The organism is Streptomyces sp. WMMB 322 (assembly GCF_900090145.1).
Classification (GTDB): Bacteria; Actinomycetota; Actinomycetes; order Streptomycetales; family Streptomycetaceae; genus Streptomyces.
Genome location: NZ_FMHI01000001.1, coordinates 208,968 through 227,095 on the forward strand (window position 1 = coordinate 208,968; position 18,128 = coordinate 227,095).

The window sequence follows — 18,128 nt, forward strand, 5'->3', positions numbered from 1 at the left end:
CGCACTCGGCGACCGCGTCAGACGTTGACGCCGAAGTCCTGCGCGATGCCGACCAGTCCGGACGCGTAGCCCTGGCCGACGGCACGGAACTTCCACTCCGCGCCGTTGCGGTACAGCTCGCCGAAGACCATGGCGGTCTCCGTGGCCGCGTCCTCGCTCAGGTCGTAGCGCGCGATCTCGGACTGGTTGGCCTGGTTGACGATGCGGATGAAGGCGTTGCGCACCTGGCCGAAATTCTGGCTGCGGCTTTCGGCGTCGTAGATCGAGACCGGGAAGACGATCTTTTCGACGTCGCCGGGCAGGCCGGCCAGGTTGACGTTGATCTGCTCGTCGTCGCCCTCGCCCTCTCCGGTGACGTTGTCACCGGTGTGCACGATGCTCTGGTCCGGCGTCGCCTTGTTGTTGAAGAAGACGAAGTGCTGGTCGGAGTAGACCTTGCCGGCCGTGTTCACCGCGATGGCGCTCGCGTCCAGGTCGAAGTCGGTGCCGGTGGTGGTGCGGACGTCCCAGCCGAGGCCGACCGTGACGGCCGTCAGGCCCGGTGCCTCCTTGGTCAGGGAGACGTTGCCGCCCTTGGACAGGCTTACAGCCATGGGGATGCCCTTCCGTTGGTGAGATCCGATGTGGAACCGGCCGGCGGCCGGTGGAAGTCGCTCGGGAGCTCGTTCCTACCCCTGCACAACGCACCTCGTACATGGCGGGGTTCCAGGTCCCCGGTGGAAAAAGCCGGTGGCCCGGACAAGAGCGGGGAGCGACCATGGGAGACATGTCCCCGTCCCCTTTTGTCATCCGCGGATCGGTTTCGTTGCCCGAGGCCGAGCTGGTGTGGCGCTTCACGCGCTCGTCGGGGCCGGGCGGGCAGCACGTCAACACGAGTGACACCCAGGTCGAGCTGCGGTTCGACCTCGCGGAAAGCGACGCGCTGCCCGCGGTGTGGAAGGAGCGCGCCCTGGAGCGGCTCGCGGGCACGGGCAGCCTCGTCGGCGGCGGTGTCGTGGTCGTCCGGGCGAGCGAGCACCGGTCCCAGTGGCGGAACCGCGAGGCGGCGGGCCGGCGGATGGCCGCGCTTCTCGCGGAGGCGACGGCGCCCCCGCCGCGCCCGCGCCGCAAGAAGAAGGTGCCGCGCGGGGTGAACGAGCGCCGGCTCCGTCAGAAGAAGCAGCGGGGCGACATCAAGCGCGGGCGCTCGGGACGCGACTGGTCGTGAACTCCCTTTCCCGCGCGCGCCGTCGGGGCTCTCGGGCCGTTCCCGCCCGGCACCCCCGGCCGGGGGCCGACGCGGGGCAGAGGCAGGGGAACGAAGCCGGAACCGAGGCGGCGGACCGGCTCGGGGAGACCGGCTAGGGGGACCAACGCGGGGGACCAACTCGGAGGTCAGGAGCCGCCGTTGCTCAGCGAGCGGTAGTGACCCCGGTAGTACAGGAGCGGTCCGGTGTCCGCGACGTGCGGCAGTCCCGTGCTCAGCACCCTCCCGATGACGAGGGTGTGATCGCCCGCCCGCACGCGCTGCTCGGTGCAGCACTCGACCGTGGCCAGGGCCCCGTCCACCAGCGGTGCCCCGGATGCCTCACCGCGGGTGTGCGGGAGTTCGCGGAAGAGGAGCCTGTCGCTGAGCCGGCCCTTCATCGCGAAGCGGCCGGCGGTCTGGCGCTGGCTCTCGGTGAGCAGGGAGGTGGCCCAGTAGGGGCGGCGCTCCAGCAGTTCGTCCATGCGCGATCCGTCGCGGACGCTGACCATGACCAGCGGCGGTTCGAGCGAGACGGACATGAAGGCGCTGGCGGTCATGCCGACGTCCGCGCCCTCGGGGCCGTCGTCGGGGTCGAATGCCGTCACCAGCACCACCCCTGCCGCCAGTCTCGCCATGGCCGCCCGGAACTCGTCCTCGCTCACCCCCTCAGCATGGGGCATCGGGTGGTCCGGCGCCGGGGTCGTCTGCTGCTGAACTGCGTGTGACACGTCAAAAACGCTAACTGCTGCCCTCCGCCGGATGCATCGGCCCCCGGGACCAGGACTTCGGACCCATGATCGGCAAAGGCGGACGGTCCGGATCTGTGACCGTACTGTGCTCTTTGTGTGCACATTGCAGGTCTGTGTGGTGACGGAGCTGTGACCAGGGACGGGAGTCCGCAGGGCGTCCAGAGCCCCTGTGAGCGCGGATGCCGGGGCGCGCGAAGGTTGCACATAGGGGGCGTGAAAAGGGGCGCTTTCCAGGCTCTACGCTCCGGTAAGGCCGTACTGTCTGTGGACCGGTCATTCGGTCGAGAGCGTCGACCGAGGGCGGAGTGCGCCGCGGGAGCACACGGAGAGGAGTCAACAGGCTGCGTACGGTTGTGACTTGAGTCACAGCGGGCAATAATTGTTGACCCTGTGTACCTGGAGAACAGCTCGCTGTGATTCAGTGGCCGTGGCAGTCGGACAATGACGTCCCGTGAACACCTGGAGTTGACGAACGAGGCTCAGGGGGAGGGCGATGGAAACCGAGTCGGAGCCCTACGTCCGCCTTGCCAGCCTGCGTGAGCTGCACCTCGTCGTGTCACGGCTGAGCACCGCCCGCAGCCTCGCCGACACCCTGCAGACCGTCGCCGACGGCGTGGTCGAGGGGCTGGGCTTCGAGATAGCGGCGGTCAATCTTGTACGTCCCGAGGGCGACCTCGTCGTCGCCGCTGTCGCCGGCAGCCAGGGAGCCGAGGCGATGATGGCGGGCCGGACCGGCTCGCGGGCCTCCTGGGACCGCCGGCTGTCGATGGGGGAGGCGTGGGGCAACCTGCGGTTCATCCCCTACACGGAGGGCTGGGTCCTCGACCACGACGACGTACCGCAGTGGCATTCCACCGGCCCCGCCCCCCGGTCGCCCGACGACTGGCACCCCATGGACCGCCTCTTCGCCCCGCTGTACGCCTCCGACAGCGAACTGCTCGGCGTCCTCTCCGTCGACAGACCCCGCAACGGACGGCGGCCCGGCCCCTGGGGCCGCGAGGCGCTTCAGCTCTACTCGTCCCAGGCCGCGATAGCCCTCAGCAACGCACGGCTGCGCTCCAACATGCAGCGTGCCCTCGTCCGCCTGGAGCGGGAGCAGTCGGCGCTGCGCGCCAGCGAGGAGAGCTTCCGGCAGGCCTTCGAGTACGCACCGAGCGGGATGGCCGTCGCCGAGATGGGCGGGGACCAGCACGGCCGCCTCATCCGCATCAACGACGCGCTGTGCAGGCTGCTCGGGCGGCCCGCCTCCGCCATGCGGCGCTACTCCTTCTCCGACATAGTCCATCCCGAGGACATCGGCACCCTGCTGCGCACGTCCGCGGAAGGCGGCCGTGCGGAGCTGCGGCTGGCCCGGCGCGACGGCTCGTACGTATGGGTCTCGCTGCGCAACTCCGTGGTGGCCGACACCGCGGACGGGCCGCGTTTCCTGCTGACCCACGTCGAGGACATCGAGGACCGCAAGCGGCACGAACTCCAGCTGGCCCACCGCGCGAGCCACGACTCCCTCACCGGGCTGCCCAACAGCGCCGAGCTGCGCACCCGCTTGAACGGGCGCCTGTGCGCCCGGCCGGGGCCCGCCGTCTCCGGCGTGATGCAGCCGGGCCGGAACGGGGACGCCGGCCACGGGCCCGGCTCCGTGACTCCTTTCGACGACGCCGGCTCGGGCGTGATCGCGTCCACGGGCATGTACGACCCGCACCACACGCACGCGGTGCCGCCGACCGGCACCGTCCAGGGTGAGAAAGGTCTCGCGGTCCTGTTCTGCGACCTGGACGGCTTCAAGTCGATCAACGACCGTTTCGGGCACAACTGCGGGGACGCCGTACTCGTCGAGGTCGCGCGCCGGCTCTCCGCCGGGGTGCGGGACAACGACACGGTGGCCCGCATGGGCGGCGACGAGTTCGTGGTGCTCACGGACGGGGTGGGTCCGGCCGAGGCGCAGGATCTGGCCGTCCGCCTGCGGAACGCGATCATCCCGCCGATCCGCGTCGACGGACGTGCGGTGCGCGTCGGAGCCAGCTTCGGCATCGGGTGGGCGGGGTGCGGGATGACCGCGGAGGAGGTCCTGCAGTCGGCGGACCAGCGGATGTACGTGGAGAAGCGATCCCGCTCCAAGGGGCAGCGCCGGGCCGGCTAGGGCCTGTCTGACAAATAGCGTCGTACGTCCGTCAGGACGTGGGTTGCGGTGTCTGGTGCGTGCGGTCGCAAGGCGGAGGAGGAGAGCGCAGCGGGCTGCGCCGACGATCGACAACGCAGCGAACGTGCGTGCCAGACACCGCAACCCAGACGGGATTTGTCAGACAGGGCCTAGGGCCGGGCCCCGGGGCGGCGCCGGGCCGGAACGCGGCGCCGGACCGGAAGGCAGCGGAGGGGCCCGCTCCGAGTACGGGCTTGATCCGCTCCTTCCGGCCATTGCGCGATCACCCGGCGTTGGCGTAGCCATCACTCCGGAGAGGTAGGCTCGGCCGGATACGTGACGCAGTTGGGAGTGACAGGGGATGACCGCCGAGAACGACGGCACCGGTGCGACGCCGGAAGGCGACGACCCGTTCGCCTACCTTTACCGCCAGGAAGGCGGTGAGGGCTCTCCGGCGCCTCAGAGCGGAGCTCCCAGGCGCTCGTACAACCAGGTCCGCGCGGTCGGCGAGCGCCAGTACGGCGGATATGGCGGGCAGTACGGCGGCCAGCACGGCGGTGGTGCGGGCACCCAGCAGACCGCCGCGTACGGGCAGCAGCCCAACGCGCACTACGCCGCCCCGGAGACGATGCCCGGCGGCCGCGCGGCCGCCCAGCAGTCCCCCGGCGGCCACGGCGGGGGCAACGGACACGGTGCCCCGGGCGGGCGCAGCCGCAACGGCCTTCTCATAGGGGCGCTTTCCGTCGTCGCCGCGGTCGTCATCGGCATCGGCGCGGCCATCTACTTCAACTCGGGCGGCGAGGAGGGCCAGGACGCCGGCGCCACCGCCGGTGCCGGCGCCGGCGACGGGGGCAAGGGCCAGGACCAGGATCAGGACACCGGTGCCGACAAGCCCAGCAAGGGCGAGCTGATCGGTGAGAAGCAGGACGCCTCCGGGTTCCAGCTGGCCGGTGGCGCTGCCGCGGCCAGCGACATTCCGGGAGCGGCGAGCAAGGACGGTTCGTACGTCGGGTCGATGAACGTCACCGGTGCTTCGGCGACTTGGTCCGCGGACGTCCCGGAGGCCGGCGCGTACACCCTCTTCGTGCGGTACGGCGTACCGGGCAAGGACGCGAACTCGACGCTGACGATCAACGGGCAGCCCGCCTCGCAGCCCCTGAACATGTCGAACTTCGGCAAGGCCCAGGAGGGCGACTGGGAGAAGGGCTGGACCCGGACCTGGGCCTGGGTCTCCCTGAAGCAGGGCAGCAACACCTTCAAGCTCTCCTGCGAGCAGGGCAACAAGTGCGACTTCAACCTCGACCAGGCCTGGCTGAAGGCCGGCAAGGTGAAGCGCTGAGCTCACACTCAGGCGCCGGCGCCTGCGGGCCCGTCCGCCTGCGGGCCTCCTGCGTCAGCCGGCCCTCATCCGTCCACGGGTTCGCTGCTCTCCTCGACCGTCACCTCTGACAGCAGGTCCGCGTGGACCTGCTCGTCGAACTCCCCCGCTGTGGGGGCCCGTACCGTCGCCGCCGACAGTGCGACCGCGCGTGCCAGCCGCTCGGGCCACGGCAGCTCCTCGACCATCCCGGACAGCAGCCCCGCCACCGCGGAGTCGCCCGCTCCGGTGGGGTTCCCCGCGAAGGACCGGGGCGGCCCCGCCTGCCATGTGCCGTCCGGGGTCACCAGCAGCATGCCGTCGGGGCCGAGGGACGCCGCCACCGAGTGCGCCCCGCGCCGTTGCGCCGCCCGCGCCGCGCGCAGCGGCTCGGTCGTGCCGGTGATCCCGGCGAGTTCCACGGCGTTGGGCTTGACGAGGTCGGGGCGTGCGGCGAGGCCGCGGCGAAGCGGTTCGCCGCTGGTGTCGAGGACGACGGGGACGCCGGCCGCGTGCGCGTCCCGCGTCAGCTGCGCGTAGGCGCCCACCGGCACTCCCGGCGGCAGGCTCCCGCACAGCGCGACCGCCTCGACGCCGTCCTCGTGCAGCAGCCGTGCGTAGGTCTCCCGGAACGCGGACCACTCCTCCGGGGAGATGTGCGGGCCCGGCTCGTTGAACTGCGTGGAGCCGCCGCCCGATTCGTCGACGACGCCGACGGTACGGCGCGTGCTGCCGCTCGTCGCTACGAGCCTGTCCTCGATGTTCCGTTCCCCGGCCAGCAGTTCGCGCAGTTCCGAGCCGGTGAGTCCGCCGGCGAAGCCGGTGACGACCGATGCGTGGCCGAGCGCTGCGAGCACGCGTGCCACGTTGAGCCCCTTTCCGCCGGGGCGCTGCACCACCTCCCGCACCTGGTGCGAGTCGTGCGCGTGGAGACGCGGCACCCGGTAGGTGAGGTCGAGGGCGGTGTTGAGCGTGACCGTCAGGATCACGGAAGACAACTCCAGGGGGGACGGGGCGGGGACGGCAACCGCCCGAGCGATCATGCCATTTGGCCTCCGGCGCCGCGACCCCCGAGGGCCGGGACGGCGGCGTGTGACGGCTCGCCGGACGTACCGGAGGTCATCGCACGTCAGGCCGCAGCGCCCACTCGCCCCGGCGCATCACGCCCGCCACTTCGAACGCCTCGTCGAGTACCACCAGGTCGGCGTACTTGCCCTCTTCCAGGGAGCCCGTGCGGTCCCCGACTCCCAGCAGCCGCGCCGGATTGGCCGACAGGGCGCGCACCGCTTCCTCCACGGCGATCCCGTCGACCGTGACGGCCCTGCGGAACGCCGCGTCGAGGGTGAGGGTCGAGCCCGCGATCGAGCCGCCCTCCGTCAGGCGTGCAACCCCGTCGCGCACCTCCACCTCGAGCGGTCCGAGGGGGTAGCGCCCGTCGCCCATCCCGGCGGCCCCCATCGCATCGGTGATGAAGGCGACGCGGCCTGCGCCGGCGCGGTGGAACGCCAACTCCAGGGCGGCGGGGTGGAGATGGGTGCCGTCGTTGATCAGCTCGACGGTGACGCGCTCGTCCTCCAGCAGTGCCGCGACGGGCCCGGGGGCCCGGTGGCCGAGTGCGGGCATGGCGTTGAAGAGGTGGGTGGCGACGGTCGCGCCCGCCTCGACGGCCTCCACGGTCGCCTCGTACGTCGAGTCGGTGTGGCCGACGGCGGCGACGACGCCGCTGTCCGCGAGCATCCTCACCGAGTGCATGCCGCCCGGGAGTTCGGGAGCGAGGGTCACCATCCTCGCCGTGCCGCGTGCTGCGTCGACGAGCTTGCGCACCTCCGCCGGGTCGGGGTCGCGCAGCAGCGCGGGGTCGTGGGCGCCGCAGCGTCCCGGGGAGATGAACGGGCCCTCGAAGTGGATGCCGGCCAGCTCGCCCTGCTCGACCAACTCGCTGAGCGCGCCCGCCTGCTGGGCCAGGTCGCCGAGTTCGCCCGTGACGGTCGAGGCGACCATGGTGGTCGTGCCGTGCCGCCGGTGGGTGCCGATGACCTTCAGCGCCTCCTCGGCCGTTCCCGCGGAGAACGACGCACCGCCGCCGCCGTGCACGTGCATGTCGACGAAACCGGGCACGATCCAGTGGCCTGTCAGGTCGAGCGTGGGCGCCTGCCCGTCCGCGTTCGCGGCGATCAGCGGTCCCTCGACGGTGAGGGTGGCGTGCTCCGCCACGCCGTCCGGCAGCACCACCCGGGCACCGGTCAGGACGGTGCGCTCGCTCTTCGGGCTCGTGGGGCTCATCGGCTCGCAACCTCCGCGGAGAGTAGGTCCCGGGCGAGGAGTCCCGCACCCAGGCAGCCCGCGGCGTCACCCAGCGCCGCCGGGACGATGGTGGGCAGCTGCTGGAAGGTGACGCGTGCGCGTACCGCTTCCCGCAACGGTACGAAGAGGATGTCGCCGGCCTCGGCCAGGCCGCCGCCGACGATCACCGTGCGTGGGTCGAGGAGCGTCAGGGCGGTGACGAGGCCCGCGGCGAGGGCGTCCACGGCGTCCCGCCAGACGGCGACGGCCCGCCCGTCCCCGGACTCGACCGCCCGTGCCGCGTCCGCGGCGGTGGCCGAGGCGTCGCCGCAGGCCGTGGCCCAGGCACGTCCCACGGCGGACGCCGAGGCGAGAGCCTCGAGGCAGCCGCGCTGTCCGCATCCGCACTCCGGCCCGTCCGGCCGCACCACGATGTGCCCGATCTCGCCCGCACTCCCGTGCGCGCCCGGCTCGACCCGTCCGTCCATGCCGATGGCCCCCGCGATGCCCGTGCCGAGCGCGACGAAGAAGAATCTGTCGACGCCTTCGCCGGCGCCGATGCGTCCCTCGGCGAGGCCTCCCGTGCGCACGTCGTGGCCGAGCGCGACGGGGACGCCGCCGAGCCGTTCCGTCAGCAGCGCGCGCAGCGGCACGTCGTGCCAGCCGAGGTTGGCGGCGTAGACGGCGGTGCCGGTGGCTTCGTCGAGGACGCCCGGTACCGCGACGCCTGCGGCCAGCGGCTCCGTGCCGAACTGCTCGGCGCCGTGGGCCCGCAGCGACGCGGCGAGGTCCAGGATGTTCGCGACGACGGCGTCCGGGCCGTCCTCGCGGCCGGTGTTCCGGCGCGTCTCGTACAGCAGCTCGCTGCCGCCGTCTCCGGGGCCGACGAGGGCGGCCTTCATGCCGGTTCCGCCCACGTCGAGGGCGACGACGTACTCCGGGTTGTGGGGGCTCGTGCTCACGGGGCAAGTCTCCCGTGACACCCGGCAACAGGTCTAGTCCACTCTTGTCATTTCGTTCGGGTTTCCCTCGGCCGGGCCGTGGCGGAGTGTCCCGTTCTGGTACGGAGAACTGCCACGACATCACTTTTCGCTCCACGTACGGGATGAAACGGGAGAGGCTGTTGCGAAAGTGATATCGCCGATGGCGTAGACCTCCGGCGGCGGCCGTTGGAGACTCCCGTCCGTACACGTCCGGCCCGGCCGGACGCGGGGGGTGGGAGGGGAGCACGGCATGTGCCGTGCCCGTGGGTTGAGGGGTAGATGCTGTGGAGCGTCGCAGGTTCCTCGGTCTGGCGGCCGCGACCGGTGCGGCGGCGGGCGGGGCCTTCACGGCCGCCGGGTGCGGCACCGGGACGGGAACGCAGAGCGCGGCCTTGAAGGTGGTCGCGGCGGACTACGGCGAACCGGGCCGTGGCGACAGCTCACAGGGGTACTGGGACAGTCTCGTCCGCACCTTCCGCAAGAAGCACCCCGGCATCGCGGTCGACGTCGAGGTCCACCGCTGGAAGGACGTCGACGGCAAAGTCGCCGCGATGGTGGACGCGGGCCGCCCGCCGGACATCGCGCAGACCGGCTCGTTCGCCCGCTTCGCCGAGAAGGACATGCTCTACAGAGCCGGCGAGCTGCTGTCCATACCGGTGCAGGCCGACTTCCTGCCGTCGCTCGCCGAGGCGGGCGAGGCGGGGCGGGTGCAGTACGGGATGCCGTTCATCGCCAGCACCCGGCTGCTGTTCGTCAACCGGACCCTCTTCGAGCGGGCCGGGCTCGACCCGGACGCACCGCCCAAGACCTGGGAGCAAGTGGTTCGCGCCGCCGAGAGGTTGAAGGCCGCGGGCGTGAAGGTCCCGTACGGGCTGCCGCTCGGGCCGGAAGAGGCGCCCGCCGAGGCCCTGATGTGGATGCTCGGCGGCGGCGGAGCGTACACCGACAAGGTCGGCAACTACACGATCGACGCCGCGGCGAACATCAAGACCTTCAACTGGCTGCGGGACAGCCTCGTACGGCCGAAGCTGACGAACGCCGACCCGGGCGGCACCGGCCGCAAGGAGCTCTTCGACGCCTTCGTACGCGGCGAGGTCGGCATGCTCAACGGCCACCCGACGCTGCTGAAGCGGCTGCGGTACGGCGGCGTGAAGTTCGCGACCGCGGTGCCGCCGGGATCCGACGGCCCGTCGGCCTCCACCCTCGGCGTGGCGGACTGGGTGATGGCCTTCAAGAAGAACGGCAGGCGTCAAGAGGCGGGCCGCTTCCTCGACTTCCTCTTCGAGGAGAAGAACCACTACGCGTTCGCCGACCGTTACGACCTGCTGCCGGTGACCACCTCCGCGAACGAGAGGATGCGCGAGCGCCGCGAGCACAAGCTCATGCGGCGCTTCCAGGACGAGCTCACGACCGCCGAGTTCTACCCCGTCGGCAAGGTCTCGTGGGCGAAGGTGAGCGGAGAGATCAAGCGGAGCATCGGCAAGGCGGTCGCAGCGGACACCGATCCGGTCGACGTGCTCGGAGCTCTCCAGCGCCGCGCGGAGGAGCAGGACTCGGCGGCACGGGCACGCTGAGTGTCGGACCCCGCGGTTAGGTTGGACGCATGAGCCACGAGGCCGGGGACGGCGAGGTCGGGGACAGGGAGCGGGCCGGTGCCGGCGGCCCGCAGCTTCCCGCGCAGAGGGACGGCGGGGAGAGCCGGTCCGGCCTGTCCGAACGGGATCTGTCCGTGCTCGCCGTCGAACGCCGCGGCTGGTCCGGGCCCGGCATGAAGGAACGGGCTATACGCGAGCAGCTGGAGATGTCGCCCACGCGCTACTACCAGCTCCTCAACGCGCTCCTGGACGACCCGCGTGCCCTCGCCCACGACCCGGTCACCGTCAACCGGCTGCGCCGCCGCCGCGAGGCCCAACGGGCACGCCGTTGACCGGAATTGACTCTCACGGACAGCAGTCGCGCGCACCGCTGACGTCCTAGGCTCGCGCCATGACCGCTCCGGAACCCACCATCCTGGCAACGTCCGGCGGACACCTCGTCGGCAGTCGCCAGCGGGTCCTCTTCGACGCACTGGTGCACCACGCCGTCGAGCTGTCGGGCGTACACGGCCGCCGCCCGAAGGTGCTCTACATCGGGACGGCCATCGGCGACGCCGAGCACTTCGCGTTCCGCATGGCCGAGGCGGCCCGTATCGCGGGCTTCGACCTGATGCCGCTGAACCTCTTCCCCATGCCCAACGTCGAGGACGTCGAGGGCACGGTCCTCGGGCAGGACGTCGTATGGGTCATGGGCGGCTCGGTGGCGAACCTGCTGGCCGTCTGGCGCGTGCACGGCCTCGACCGCGTCCTGCGCAGCGCCTGGCAGGCCGGCGTGGTGCTCAGCGGAGTCAGCGCCGGGTCGATCTGCTGGTTCCAGGGCGGCGTCACCGACTCCTTCGGCCCCGAACTGCGCCCGCTCACCGACGGGTTGGGCTTCCTGCCCTACGGAAACGGCGTCCACTACGACAGCGACCCGGGCCGCCGCCCCCTCATCCACCGGCTTGTCGCCGAAGGCGCCCTCCCCACGTCCCACTGCACCGATGACGGAGTCGGCCTCGTCTACCACGGCACGCGCCTGACGGAGGCCGTAACCGAGATCCCCGGCAAGGCCGCCTACACCGTCGTGCCTGGGGGTACCTCCCAGGCCGAAGGCTCTGGGGGAGGCTCGGCCGTCGAGGAGCGCATCGAGCCGCGCAGGCTGCCGCCCGTCGGCGGGTAGGCTCGCGGCATGGCCGACGTTCCCACCCCCCGTACCGACGCAGGCCGTGAAGGGCTCGCCGCGATCCTCTCGGAGCCCCGGCGTGCCCTCGTGGCCTTCGACTTCGACGGCACCATCTCCCCGATCGTCGCCGACCCCGCCGAAGCCCGCGCGCACCCCGACGCCGTTGCGGTGCTCTCCCGACTCGCTCCCCATCTGTGCGCGGTCGCCGTCGTGACGGGACGCCCGGCCGAGGCCGCGGTCCGCCAGGGCGGCCTCGGCGGCGCCGAAGGTCTGGAACACCTCACCGTGCTCGGTGCGTACGGGGCGGAGCGCTGGGACGCCGCCACGGGCAGGCTGAGCACCGCGCCGCCGCCTCCCGGTGTCGAGGCCGTACGGGACGAACTGCCCGCGCTCCTGGACGGCTTGGGCGCCCCGCCGGGCACCTGGACGGAGGACAAGGGCCGTGCCGTCGCGGTGCATACGCGGCGCACGGACGATCCCGTGGCCGCCTTCGAGCTGCTGCGCGCCCCCCTCCACGAACTCGCCGACCGGCACGGTCTCGTCGTCGAACCGGGCCGCATGGTCCTGGAGTTGCGCGCCCCCGGCGTCGACAAGGGCGCGGCGCTGACCGAGCACCTGCGGGAGGTGGGCGCCGGGTCCGTGCTCTACGCGGGCGACGACCTCGGCGACCTGGCCGCCTTCGCGGCCGTGGAGAAGCTGCGCGGCGAAGGCGTGCCCGGTCTGCTGGTGTGCAGCGGCGGCGGCGACACCGGCGAGTCCGTTCCCGAGATCGCCGACCGTGCCGACGTCGTCGTCGACGGACCGGCCGGTCTCGTCGGGCTGCTGGGCGGACTGGCCGACTCCCTCACGGAGCGCAGCGGTTAGGGGCCGTCCGGCGGACCCTCGTGGATCGGCGAGCGGCGTCCGGTGGTGTCCGCCCGCGAGACCACCCGCCGGGCTCCCGCGTATCCCGTCGCCCGGATATCCGGTTGCCGGGCGGTGAGCAGAGCCGTACGGTCCCGGAATGTCCCTGCGTGTTCGAATGCGTCAAGCCCTGCCCGAGGCGATGCGCGCCCGCGACAAGGCCGCGGTGAGCGCCCTGCGCGCCACGCTCGCCGCCGTCGACAACGCGGAAGCGGTGCCCGTGGACGCAGCCGCGACGCGTGGCGTGGCCCTCGAAGAGGCCCCGGTCGGCGCGGGCGTCACCGAGGCGGCACGGCGTGAGCTGAGCGAGCACGAGGTGGCGGACATCGTGCGTGCCGAGGCGACCGAACGGCTGGAGGCCGCAGCGCAGTTGACGGCACCCGCCCACGCGGACCGGGTCGCCCGGCTCCGAGCGGAGGCCGCTGTGCTGCTCCGCGTCCTCGACGCCGCCCCATAGGACCCGCAGGACCGCAGGACACGGGCGACGTCCGGAGCTACGCGTCCCGCAGCGCCTCCAACTGGTCGAGGAACCAGCGGGTCGGGGGCGTCGCCGTCGCTGCCGCCGCCAGCTTCTTGGTGCGCTCCGCCCGGTGGCCGTGCTCCAGCGTCAGCGCCTCGTGCAGCGCCCGGGCCGTGTCCCCGATGTCGTACGGGTTGACCACGAAGGAGTCCGCGCCGAGCTCCGCGTACGCACCCGCCTCGCGCGAGAGGACGAGAGCGCAGCCGTCGTCGGAGACGACCGGGACCTCCTTGGCGACCAGGTTCATCCCGTCGCGGATCGGGTTGACCAGCGCCACGTCGGCCAGGCGGTAAGCCGCCAGCGAGCGCGCGAAGTCGTCCTTGAGGAAGAGCACGACCGGCGTCCAGTCCGGCGTCCCGTAAGTGGAGTTGATCTCGTCCGCGACGCGCGAGACCTCGCTCATGTACTCGCGGTAGACCGCGAGGTCCTGCCGTGAGGGGTAGGCCAGCGCGAGGTGCACGACGCGCCCGCGCCACTCGGGGCGGTCCGTGAGCAGACGGCCGTACGCGTGCAGTCCGCGCACGATGTTCTTCGACAGCTCCGTCCGGTCGACCCGCACGATCGTGCGGCGCGGACGCCCGTCGGCGTCGCTGCCGATCTCCTCGCGGAGCATGGCGATCCGCTCCTCGACGTCGTCCTGCCCGGCGCGCTCCCGCAGGAACTGCGCGTCGGCGCCCAGCCCGTGCACTCCGAGGCGGGTGGTGCGGCCGTCACAGCTGACCTCCAGCTCGCCCGTCGACTCGTCCTCGGCGACGGTCGCCCCCAGCACGTCCGCGCAGCAGTCGGCGAACCCGCGCGCCCAGCGCCGCGTGAGGAACGCGGCGCGGTCGGTGCCCAGGATTCCGCGCAGGACCTCACGCGCGACGGTGTCGGGCAGCATCCGGTAGTAGTCCGGCGGCGCCCACGGCGTGTGCGAGAAGTGCCCGATGCGCAGATCGGGGCGGCGCTCGCGGAGCAGCCCGGGCACCAGCGTGAGGTGGTAGTCCTGGACCAGCACCGTCGCACCCTGCGCCGCCTCCTCGGCCAGCGCCTCGGCGAAGGCCGCGTTGTAGCGCTCGTACGACGCCCACTGCCGCTCGAACTCCGCGTCGAAGGAGGGCTCCAGGGGCGTCTCGTAGAGCATGTGGTGGACGAACCAGAGCACGGAGTTGGCGATGCCGTTGTAGGCGTCGGCGAAGGTCTCCTCGGGGATGTCCAGCATCCGTACCGACTGGCCGCCCGTGTCGGCCGGGTTCAGCTTGCCGCCGGTGCGGCGCACCGCCTCCCGGTCGCCCTCGCCGAGGGCGGCGCACACCCACACGGCCCTGCCACCGCCGGCACCGTCCCCTGCCTGCGGCGGGGAGGCCTCGTTCGCGATGGCCGAGAGCCCCGAGACGAGGCCGCCGCCGCCGCGCTTCGCGGAGAGCGACCCTCCCCCAGGGCCTCCGGCCTGGGAGGGGCCCCCAGAGACGGAGTACGAGACGGGGCCCCGGTTCGATGCGACCAGTACGTCCGCCAGGGCCTGCTGGGATGCGCGTTCGACGGCCATGGCCCGAGCTTAGCCGCGGCCGGATCCACGCAAACGTGACGCGCGCCCCACCCCACCCCGCCCCATCCTCAGGCGGCCCGCCGGTCCGCGTACTCCGCCATCTCACGCATCGGTGGGCGCTCCACGGTGTCGACCGCGTGGCTGCGGGCCGCGAACCCGCCGGGGCCCGCGCCCCGTTCGAACTGGGTGAGCGTCGGCCTGACGAGGTGGCTGCCCCGCCCCAGACGGAGCTGTGCCGTGTGGTGGATCGCGGCGGCCATCCGGCCGAGCGCCTGCCCGTCCTGGTTCCGGTGCCGCCGCACGCCGACGTCGGCCTGCGCGAGGGCGTCGAGGCCCGCCGTGTGCAACGAGTCGACGAGCAGCCCCAGTTCGACGCCGTAGCCGACGGGGAAGGGCAGCTGCTCCAGCAGCGTGCGCCGCGCCGCGTACTCCCCGCCGAGCGGCTGCACGAACCCGGCGAGCCGTGGCCAGTGGAGGTTGAGCAGGGGCCGTGCGACGAGTTCCGTGACCCGCCCGCCGCCGGCCGGGTCGTCCCCGAGCGGCCTGTCGTACATCGCCTTGACCAGCCGCAGCCGCGGATCGGTGAGCAGCGGCCCGACGACGCCGGAGACGAAGCGGGCGGAGAAGTCCTCCAGGTCGGCGTCCGCGAAGCAGACGATGTCGCCGCTCGTCACCAGCAGCGAACGCCACAGCACCTCGCCCTTGCCGGGCAGCGCGGGCAGTCTCGGGAGCACCTCGTCGCGGTGCACGACCCTGGCGCCCGCCGCGGCGGCGACCTCGGCCGTACGGTCCGTGGACCCGGAGTCCATCACCACCAGCTCGTCCACGAGGGCAGGGGCGCCGGCCATCAGCTCGCGCCGGATCACCGAGACGATGCCGCCGACGGTCCGCTCTTCGTTCAGCGCGGGCAGCACGACGCTCACCCGGGACCCGGTGGCGCGCTTCGCCGCCAGCAGCTCGGGCAGAGGCCGGCCGGCCGACGAGTACGACCGGTGCCTCAGCCACTGCCCGACTTCCTCCAGCACGCGGCCCCCCTTGTGATCCATCTCGCGGTTCGGACGCCTGTCTCGATGCGCAGGCCTGTCGGTTACAGTCTTGAACAACGCGGACGGCGATGGCATGCCGGGTCCGGCCCGGCGCGCTCGACCATCCCGCTCACAACTTCACACCGCTCATCCAGAGGGGCAGAGGGAACGGCCCGTTGAAGCCCCGGCAACCCTCCGGCCGGTCTCGCGCAGTACGTCGTGAAGCGAGGCTCCCGGCTCGGGAAGGTGCCAATTCCGTCTCGTGGCGAGATACGTCACGAGGAAGATGAGGAGAAAGGGCCTCGCCGAATCATGGCTGTTCAAGCTGCCGCCAGCACGCTCGCCGACTCCGCCGGAGCAGGCGCCGCGCTCGGCCCCGCCGCAGCGCTCTCCTGCCGCGAGTGCGGGGAGCGCATCCCACTCGGCCCGGTCTTCGCCTGTGAGGCGTGTTTCGGGCCGCTGGAGATCGCGTACGAGTTCCCCGGCGGCGGCACTTCAGGATCCGCGGCGCTCCGTGAGCGCATCGAGGCCGGCCCGGACAACATCTGGCGTTACGCGCCGCTGCTGCCGGTCCCCGCCGATGTCGCCACGAAGCCCAACACCAATCCCGGCTTCACCAAGCTCGTCCGGGCCGACCGGCTGGCGCGTGAGCTCGGCGTCACGGGCTCCCTGCACATCAAGGACGACTCCGGCAACCCGACGCACTCCTTCAAGGACCGCGTCGTGGCCATCGCCGTGGAGGCGGCCCGCGCCTTCGGCTTCACCACCCTCTCCTGCTCCTCGACGGGCAACCTCGCGGGCGCCGTCGGTGCCGCCGCCGCCCGGGCGGGGATGCGCTCCTGCGTGTTCATCCCGCACGACCTGGAGCAGGGAAAGGTCGTCATGGCGGCCGTCTACGGCGGCGAACTGGTCGGCATCGAGGGCAACTACGACGACGTGAACCGTTTCTGCTCCGAGCTGATCGGCGACCCCGCGGGCGAGGGGTGGGGCTTCGTCAACGTCAATCTGCGTCCGTACTACGCCGAGGGTTCCAAGACCCTCGCGTACGAGATCTGCGAACAGCTGGGCTGGCGGCTGCCGGACCAGCTCGTGGTGCCCATCGCCTCCGGCTCCCAGCTCACGAAGATCGACAAGGGGCTGAAGGAGCTGATCGCCCTCGGCCTGGTCGAGGACAAGCCGTACAAGATCTTCGGAGCGCAGGCGGAGGGCTGCTCGCCGGTCTCCCGCGCCTTCAAGGACGGGCACGACGTCGTGCGCCCGGTCCGCCCGGCGACGATCGCCAAGTCGCTGGCCATCGGCAACCCCGCGGACGGGCCGTACGTGCTGGACATCGCACGCCGTACGGGCGGCGCGGTGGAGGACGTCGACGACCCGCAGATCGTCGACGCGATCAAGCTGCTGGCGCGGACCGAGGGGATCTTCGCCGAGACCGCGGGCGGAGTGACCGTCGGCGTCACGAGGAAACTGATCGAGGAGGGGAAGCTGGACCCGTCCCTCACCACCGTCGTCCTCAACACGGGCGACGGCCTGAAGACCCTGGACGCGGTGGCCCCGACCACCGGACCGTCCGCCGTCATCCGCCCCAACCTGGACTCCTTCCGAGAGGCTGGTCTCGCATCATGAGCGTGAACGTCCGTATTCCGACCATCCTGCGTACCTACACCGGCGGGCAGGCAGAGGTCAGCGCCGAGGGTGCGACCCTCTCCGAGGTGCTGACCGATCTGGAGAAGAACCACACCGGCATCGGCGCCCGGGTGCTGGACGACGCGGGCAACCTGCGCCGTTTCGTCAACGTCTACGTGAACGACGACGACGTCCGCTTCGAGCAGGGTCTGCAGACACCGACGCCGGACGGTGCCGGCGTCTCGATCATTCCCGCGGTCGCCGGGGGCTGCTGAGGTCTCGTGAGAGGTCGGTGAAGGCCCCTTTCCGGGGCTTGCCGTCCCCTAGTGTCGAACCGCCTTCTCCGGGAACGAGCAGCGAAACGGAGGGGGCGGTTCCGCGTGTGGGGACGCGATAGGGTTGCGGCCAATCCCACCCCGAAGACTCACCCGGCGTATGCCGGGAGCATATGAGAACGCGACAAGTTGTGCCCGAATTCCCGGCGGCAATTGTCGTGTTGGCACGCTATGCCCGGCCTTGCTTGCCCCGCTTCCTCGGGGATTGCGGGCTTTTGGGCCCTCCGTCGGTGCTCAGATTTCTCGCCCTCGTGACCTGTTGCAGAGGGCGTCCGTGCAGATACATTCAGCCGCGGTCGACGCCTTCCGGCGTACGACTCCGCACGCCTGCGGGGTCGTTCAGGAGGTGAGGTCTGACCCGGGCTCGCGAAGTGCGGGCCCGTGCAAGGGCCAGTAATAGGGGAGTTAGGGATGGCTCAGGGCACCGTCAAGTGGTTCAACGCGGAGAAGGGATACGGCTTCATCGCGGTCGACGGTGGTGCGGACGTGTTCGTCCACTACAGCGCGATCCAGATGGACGGCTACCGCACCCTGGACGAAGGACAGCGGGTCGAGTTCGAGATCTCGCAGGGTCAGAAGGGGCCGCAGGCGGACATGGTCCGTGTGACTGCCTGAGCACCCGCAACACTGCGCAGAGCTGCAACAGCCGCAACCACAGCCGTAAGAAGGGCCGTACCCCGTGAGGGGGTGCGGCCCTTCT

Annotated in this window: 18 protein-coding genes and 1 riboswitch; of the genes, 11 read left to right on the forward strand and 7 right to left on the reverse strand. The window is 71.7% G+C overall.

Annotated features, from left to right (window positions below; genetic code table 11):
* Positions 1 to 17: 17 nt before the first annotated feature.
* Positions 18 to 593, reverse strand: coding sequence for a TerD family protein (locus H180DRAFT_RS00960; RefSeq protein ID WP_055484033.1), 576 nt, complete (start codon positions 591 to 593; stop codon positions 18 to 20).
* A gap of 164 nt (positions 594 to 757) precedes the next feature.
* Here H180DRAFT_RS00960 and arfB point away from each other — a divergent pair, with 164 nt between their 5' ends.
* A complete protein-coding gene (gene arfB / locus H180DRAFT_RS00965; RefSeq protein ID WP_055484034.1) occupies positions 758 to 1,207 on the forward strand; it encodes an alternative ribosome rescue aminoacyl-tRNA hydrolase ArfB in 450 nt (149 codons plus the stop codon).
* Between the two features lie 167 nt (positions 1,208 to 1,374).
* Here the strand turns inward: arfB and H180DRAFT_RS00970 are convergent, their stop codons facing one another.
* Positions 1,375 to 1,908, reverse strand: coding sequence for a flavin reductase family protein (locus H180DRAFT_RS00970; RefSeq protein WP_079099744.1), 534 nt, complete (start codon positions 1,906 to 1,908; stop codon positions 1,375 to 1,377).
* Positions 1,909 to 2,470: 562 nt separating this feature from the next.
* Between H180DRAFT_RS00970 and cdgB the strand changes: the two genes are divergently transcribed.
* Together cdgB and H180DRAFT_RS00980 are read left to right on the forward strand one after the other, a co-directional pair.
* Positions 2,471 to 4,114, forward strand: coding sequence for a diguanylate cyclase CdgB (cdgB, locus tag H180DRAFT_RS00975; protein ID WP_055484036.1), 1,644 nt, complete (start codon positions 2,471 to 2,473; stop codon positions 4,112 to 4,114).
* Between the two features lie 361 nt (positions 4,115 to 4,475).
* Complete coding sequence (locus H180DRAFT_RS00980; protein ID WP_055484037.1) at positions 4,476 to 5,453, forward strand: carbohydrate-binding protein; 978 nt, start codon at positions 4,476 to 4,478, stop codon at positions 5,451 to 5,453.
* 65 nt (positions 5,454 to 5,518) lie between these two features.
* On the opposite strand, the gene H180DRAFT_RS00985 is transcribed toward H180DRAFT_RS00980, so the two are convergent.
* From H180DRAFT_RS00985 to H180DRAFT_RS00995, 3 genes are all read right to left on the reverse strand, one after another.
* Positions 5,519 to 6,460 carry a 1-phosphofructokinase family hexose kinase gene (locus tag H180DRAFT_RS00985; RefSeq protein ID WP_055484038.1) on the reverse strand — a complete coding sequence of 314 codons (942 nt, stop codon included), beginning with the start codon at positions 6,458 to 6,460 and terminating at the stop codon, positions 5,519 to 5,521.
* A gap of 130 nt (positions 6,461 to 6,590) precedes the next feature.
* Positions 6,591 to 7,754, reverse strand: a complete 1,164-nt coding sequence (gene nagA / locus H180DRAFT_RS00990; protein ID WP_055484039.1) for an N-acetylglucosamine-6-phosphate deacetylase — start codon at positions 7,752 to 7,754, stop codon at positions 6,591 to 6,593.
* The gene (locus H180DRAFT_RS00995; RefSeq protein ID WP_302622419.1) at positions 7,751 to 8,716 is read right to left on the reverse strand and encodes an ROK family protein; all 966 of its coding nucleotides are present in this window, start codon (positions 8,714 to 8,716) and stop codon (positions 7,751 to 7,753) included. The genes nagA and H180DRAFT_RS00995 overlap by 4 nt, the downstream gene beginning before the upstream one ends.
* 305 nt (positions 8,717 to 9,021) lie before the next feature.
* Between H180DRAFT_RS00995 and H180DRAFT_RS01000 the strand changes: the two genes are divergently transcribed.
* The 5 genes from H180DRAFT_RS01000 (at position 9,022) to H180DRAFT_RS01020 (ending at position 12,854) form a co-directional block, all read left to right on the forward strand.
* Positions 9,022 to 10,311, forward strand: coding sequence for an ABC transporter substrate-binding protein (locus tag H180DRAFT_RS01000; RefSeq protein ID WP_055484040.1), 1,290 nt, complete (start codon positions 9,022 to 9,024; stop codon positions 10,309 to 10,311).
* A 29-nt stretch (positions 10,312 to 10,340) separates the two neighbouring features.
* Entirely contained in the window at positions 10,341 to 10,664 is a 324-nt protein-coding gene (locus H180DRAFT_RS01005; RefSeq protein WP_079099745.1) for a DUF3263 domain-containing protein, read from the forward strand.
* A gap of 59 nt (positions 10,665 to 10,723) precedes the next feature.
* Positions 10,724 to 11,491: a Type 1 glutamine amidotransferase-like domain-containing protein gene (locus H180DRAFT_RS01010; RefSeq protein ID WP_055484041.1), complete on the forward strand. Its 768-nt coding sequence runs from the start codon at positions 10,724 to 10,726 to the stop codon at positions 11,489 to 11,491.
* A gap of 9 nt (positions 11,492 to 11,500) precedes the next feature.
* Entirely contained in the window at positions 11,501 to 12,358 is an 858-nt protein-coding gene (otsB, locus tag H180DRAFT_RS01015) for a trehalose-phosphatase (RefSeq protein WP_055484042.1), read from the forward strand.
* A gap of 181 nt (positions 12,359 to 12,539) precedes the next feature.
* On the forward strand, positions 12,540 to 12,854 hold the full coding sequence (locus H180DRAFT_RS01020) for a GatB/YqeY domain-containing protein (protein WP_055484437.1): 315 nt from the start codon (positions 12,540 to 12,542) through the stop codon (positions 12,852 to 12,854).
* A 37-nt stretch (positions 12,855 to 12,891) separates the two neighbouring features.
* Here the strand turns inward: H180DRAFT_RS01020 and H180DRAFT_RS01025 are convergent, their stop codons facing one another.
* Both H180DRAFT_RS01025 and H180DRAFT_RS01030 read right to left on the reverse strand, forming a co-directional pair.
* Positions 12,892 to 14,445 carry an alpha,alpha-trehalose-phosphate synthase (UDP-forming) gene (locus tag H180DRAFT_RS01025; protein WP_055484043.1) on the reverse strand — a complete coding sequence of 518 codons (1,554 nt, stop codon included), beginning with the start codon at positions 14,443 to 14,445 and terminating at the stop codon, positions 12,892 to 12,894.
* Between the two features lie 68 nt (positions 14,446 to 14,513).
* On the reverse strand, positions 14,514 to 15,470 hold the full coding sequence (locus H180DRAFT_RS01030) for a glucosyl-3-phosphoglycerate synthase (RefSeq protein ID WP_055484438.1): 957 nt from the start codon (positions 15,468 to 15,470) through the stop codon (positions 14,514 to 14,516).
* Positions 15,471 to 15,614: 144 nt separating this feature from the next.
* Positions 15,615 to 15,763: riboswitch (SAM riboswitch) on the forward strand.
* A 19-nt stretch (positions 15,764 to 15,782) separates the two neighbouring features.
* Between H180DRAFT_RS01030 and thrC the strand changes: the two genes are divergently transcribed.
* From thrC to H180DRAFT_RS01045, 3 genes are all read left to right on the forward strand, one after another.
* Positions 15,783 to 17,093 carry a threonine synthase gene (gene thrC, locus H180DRAFT_RS01035; RefSeq protein WP_055484044.1) on the forward strand — a complete coding sequence of 437 codons (1,311 nt, stop codon included), beginning with the start codon at positions 15,783 to 15,785 and terminating at the stop codon, positions 17,091 to 17,093.
* Positions 17,090 to 17,368 (forward strand): MoaD/ThiS family protein, encoded by a 279-nt coding sequence (locus H180DRAFT_RS01040; protein WP_055484045.1) that lies wholly within the window; start codon positions 17,090 to 17,092, stop codon positions 17,366 to 17,368. Before thrC ends, H180DRAFT_RS01040 begins: the two co-directional genes overlap by 4 nt.
* Positions 17,369 to 17,839: 471 nt before the next feature.
* A complete protein-coding gene (locus H180DRAFT_RS01045; protein WP_028429801.1) occupies positions 17,840 to 18,043 on the forward strand; it encodes a cold-shock protein in 204 nt (67 codons plus the stop codon).
* The last annotated feature ends 85 nt before the right edge of the window (positions 18,044 to 18,128 follow it).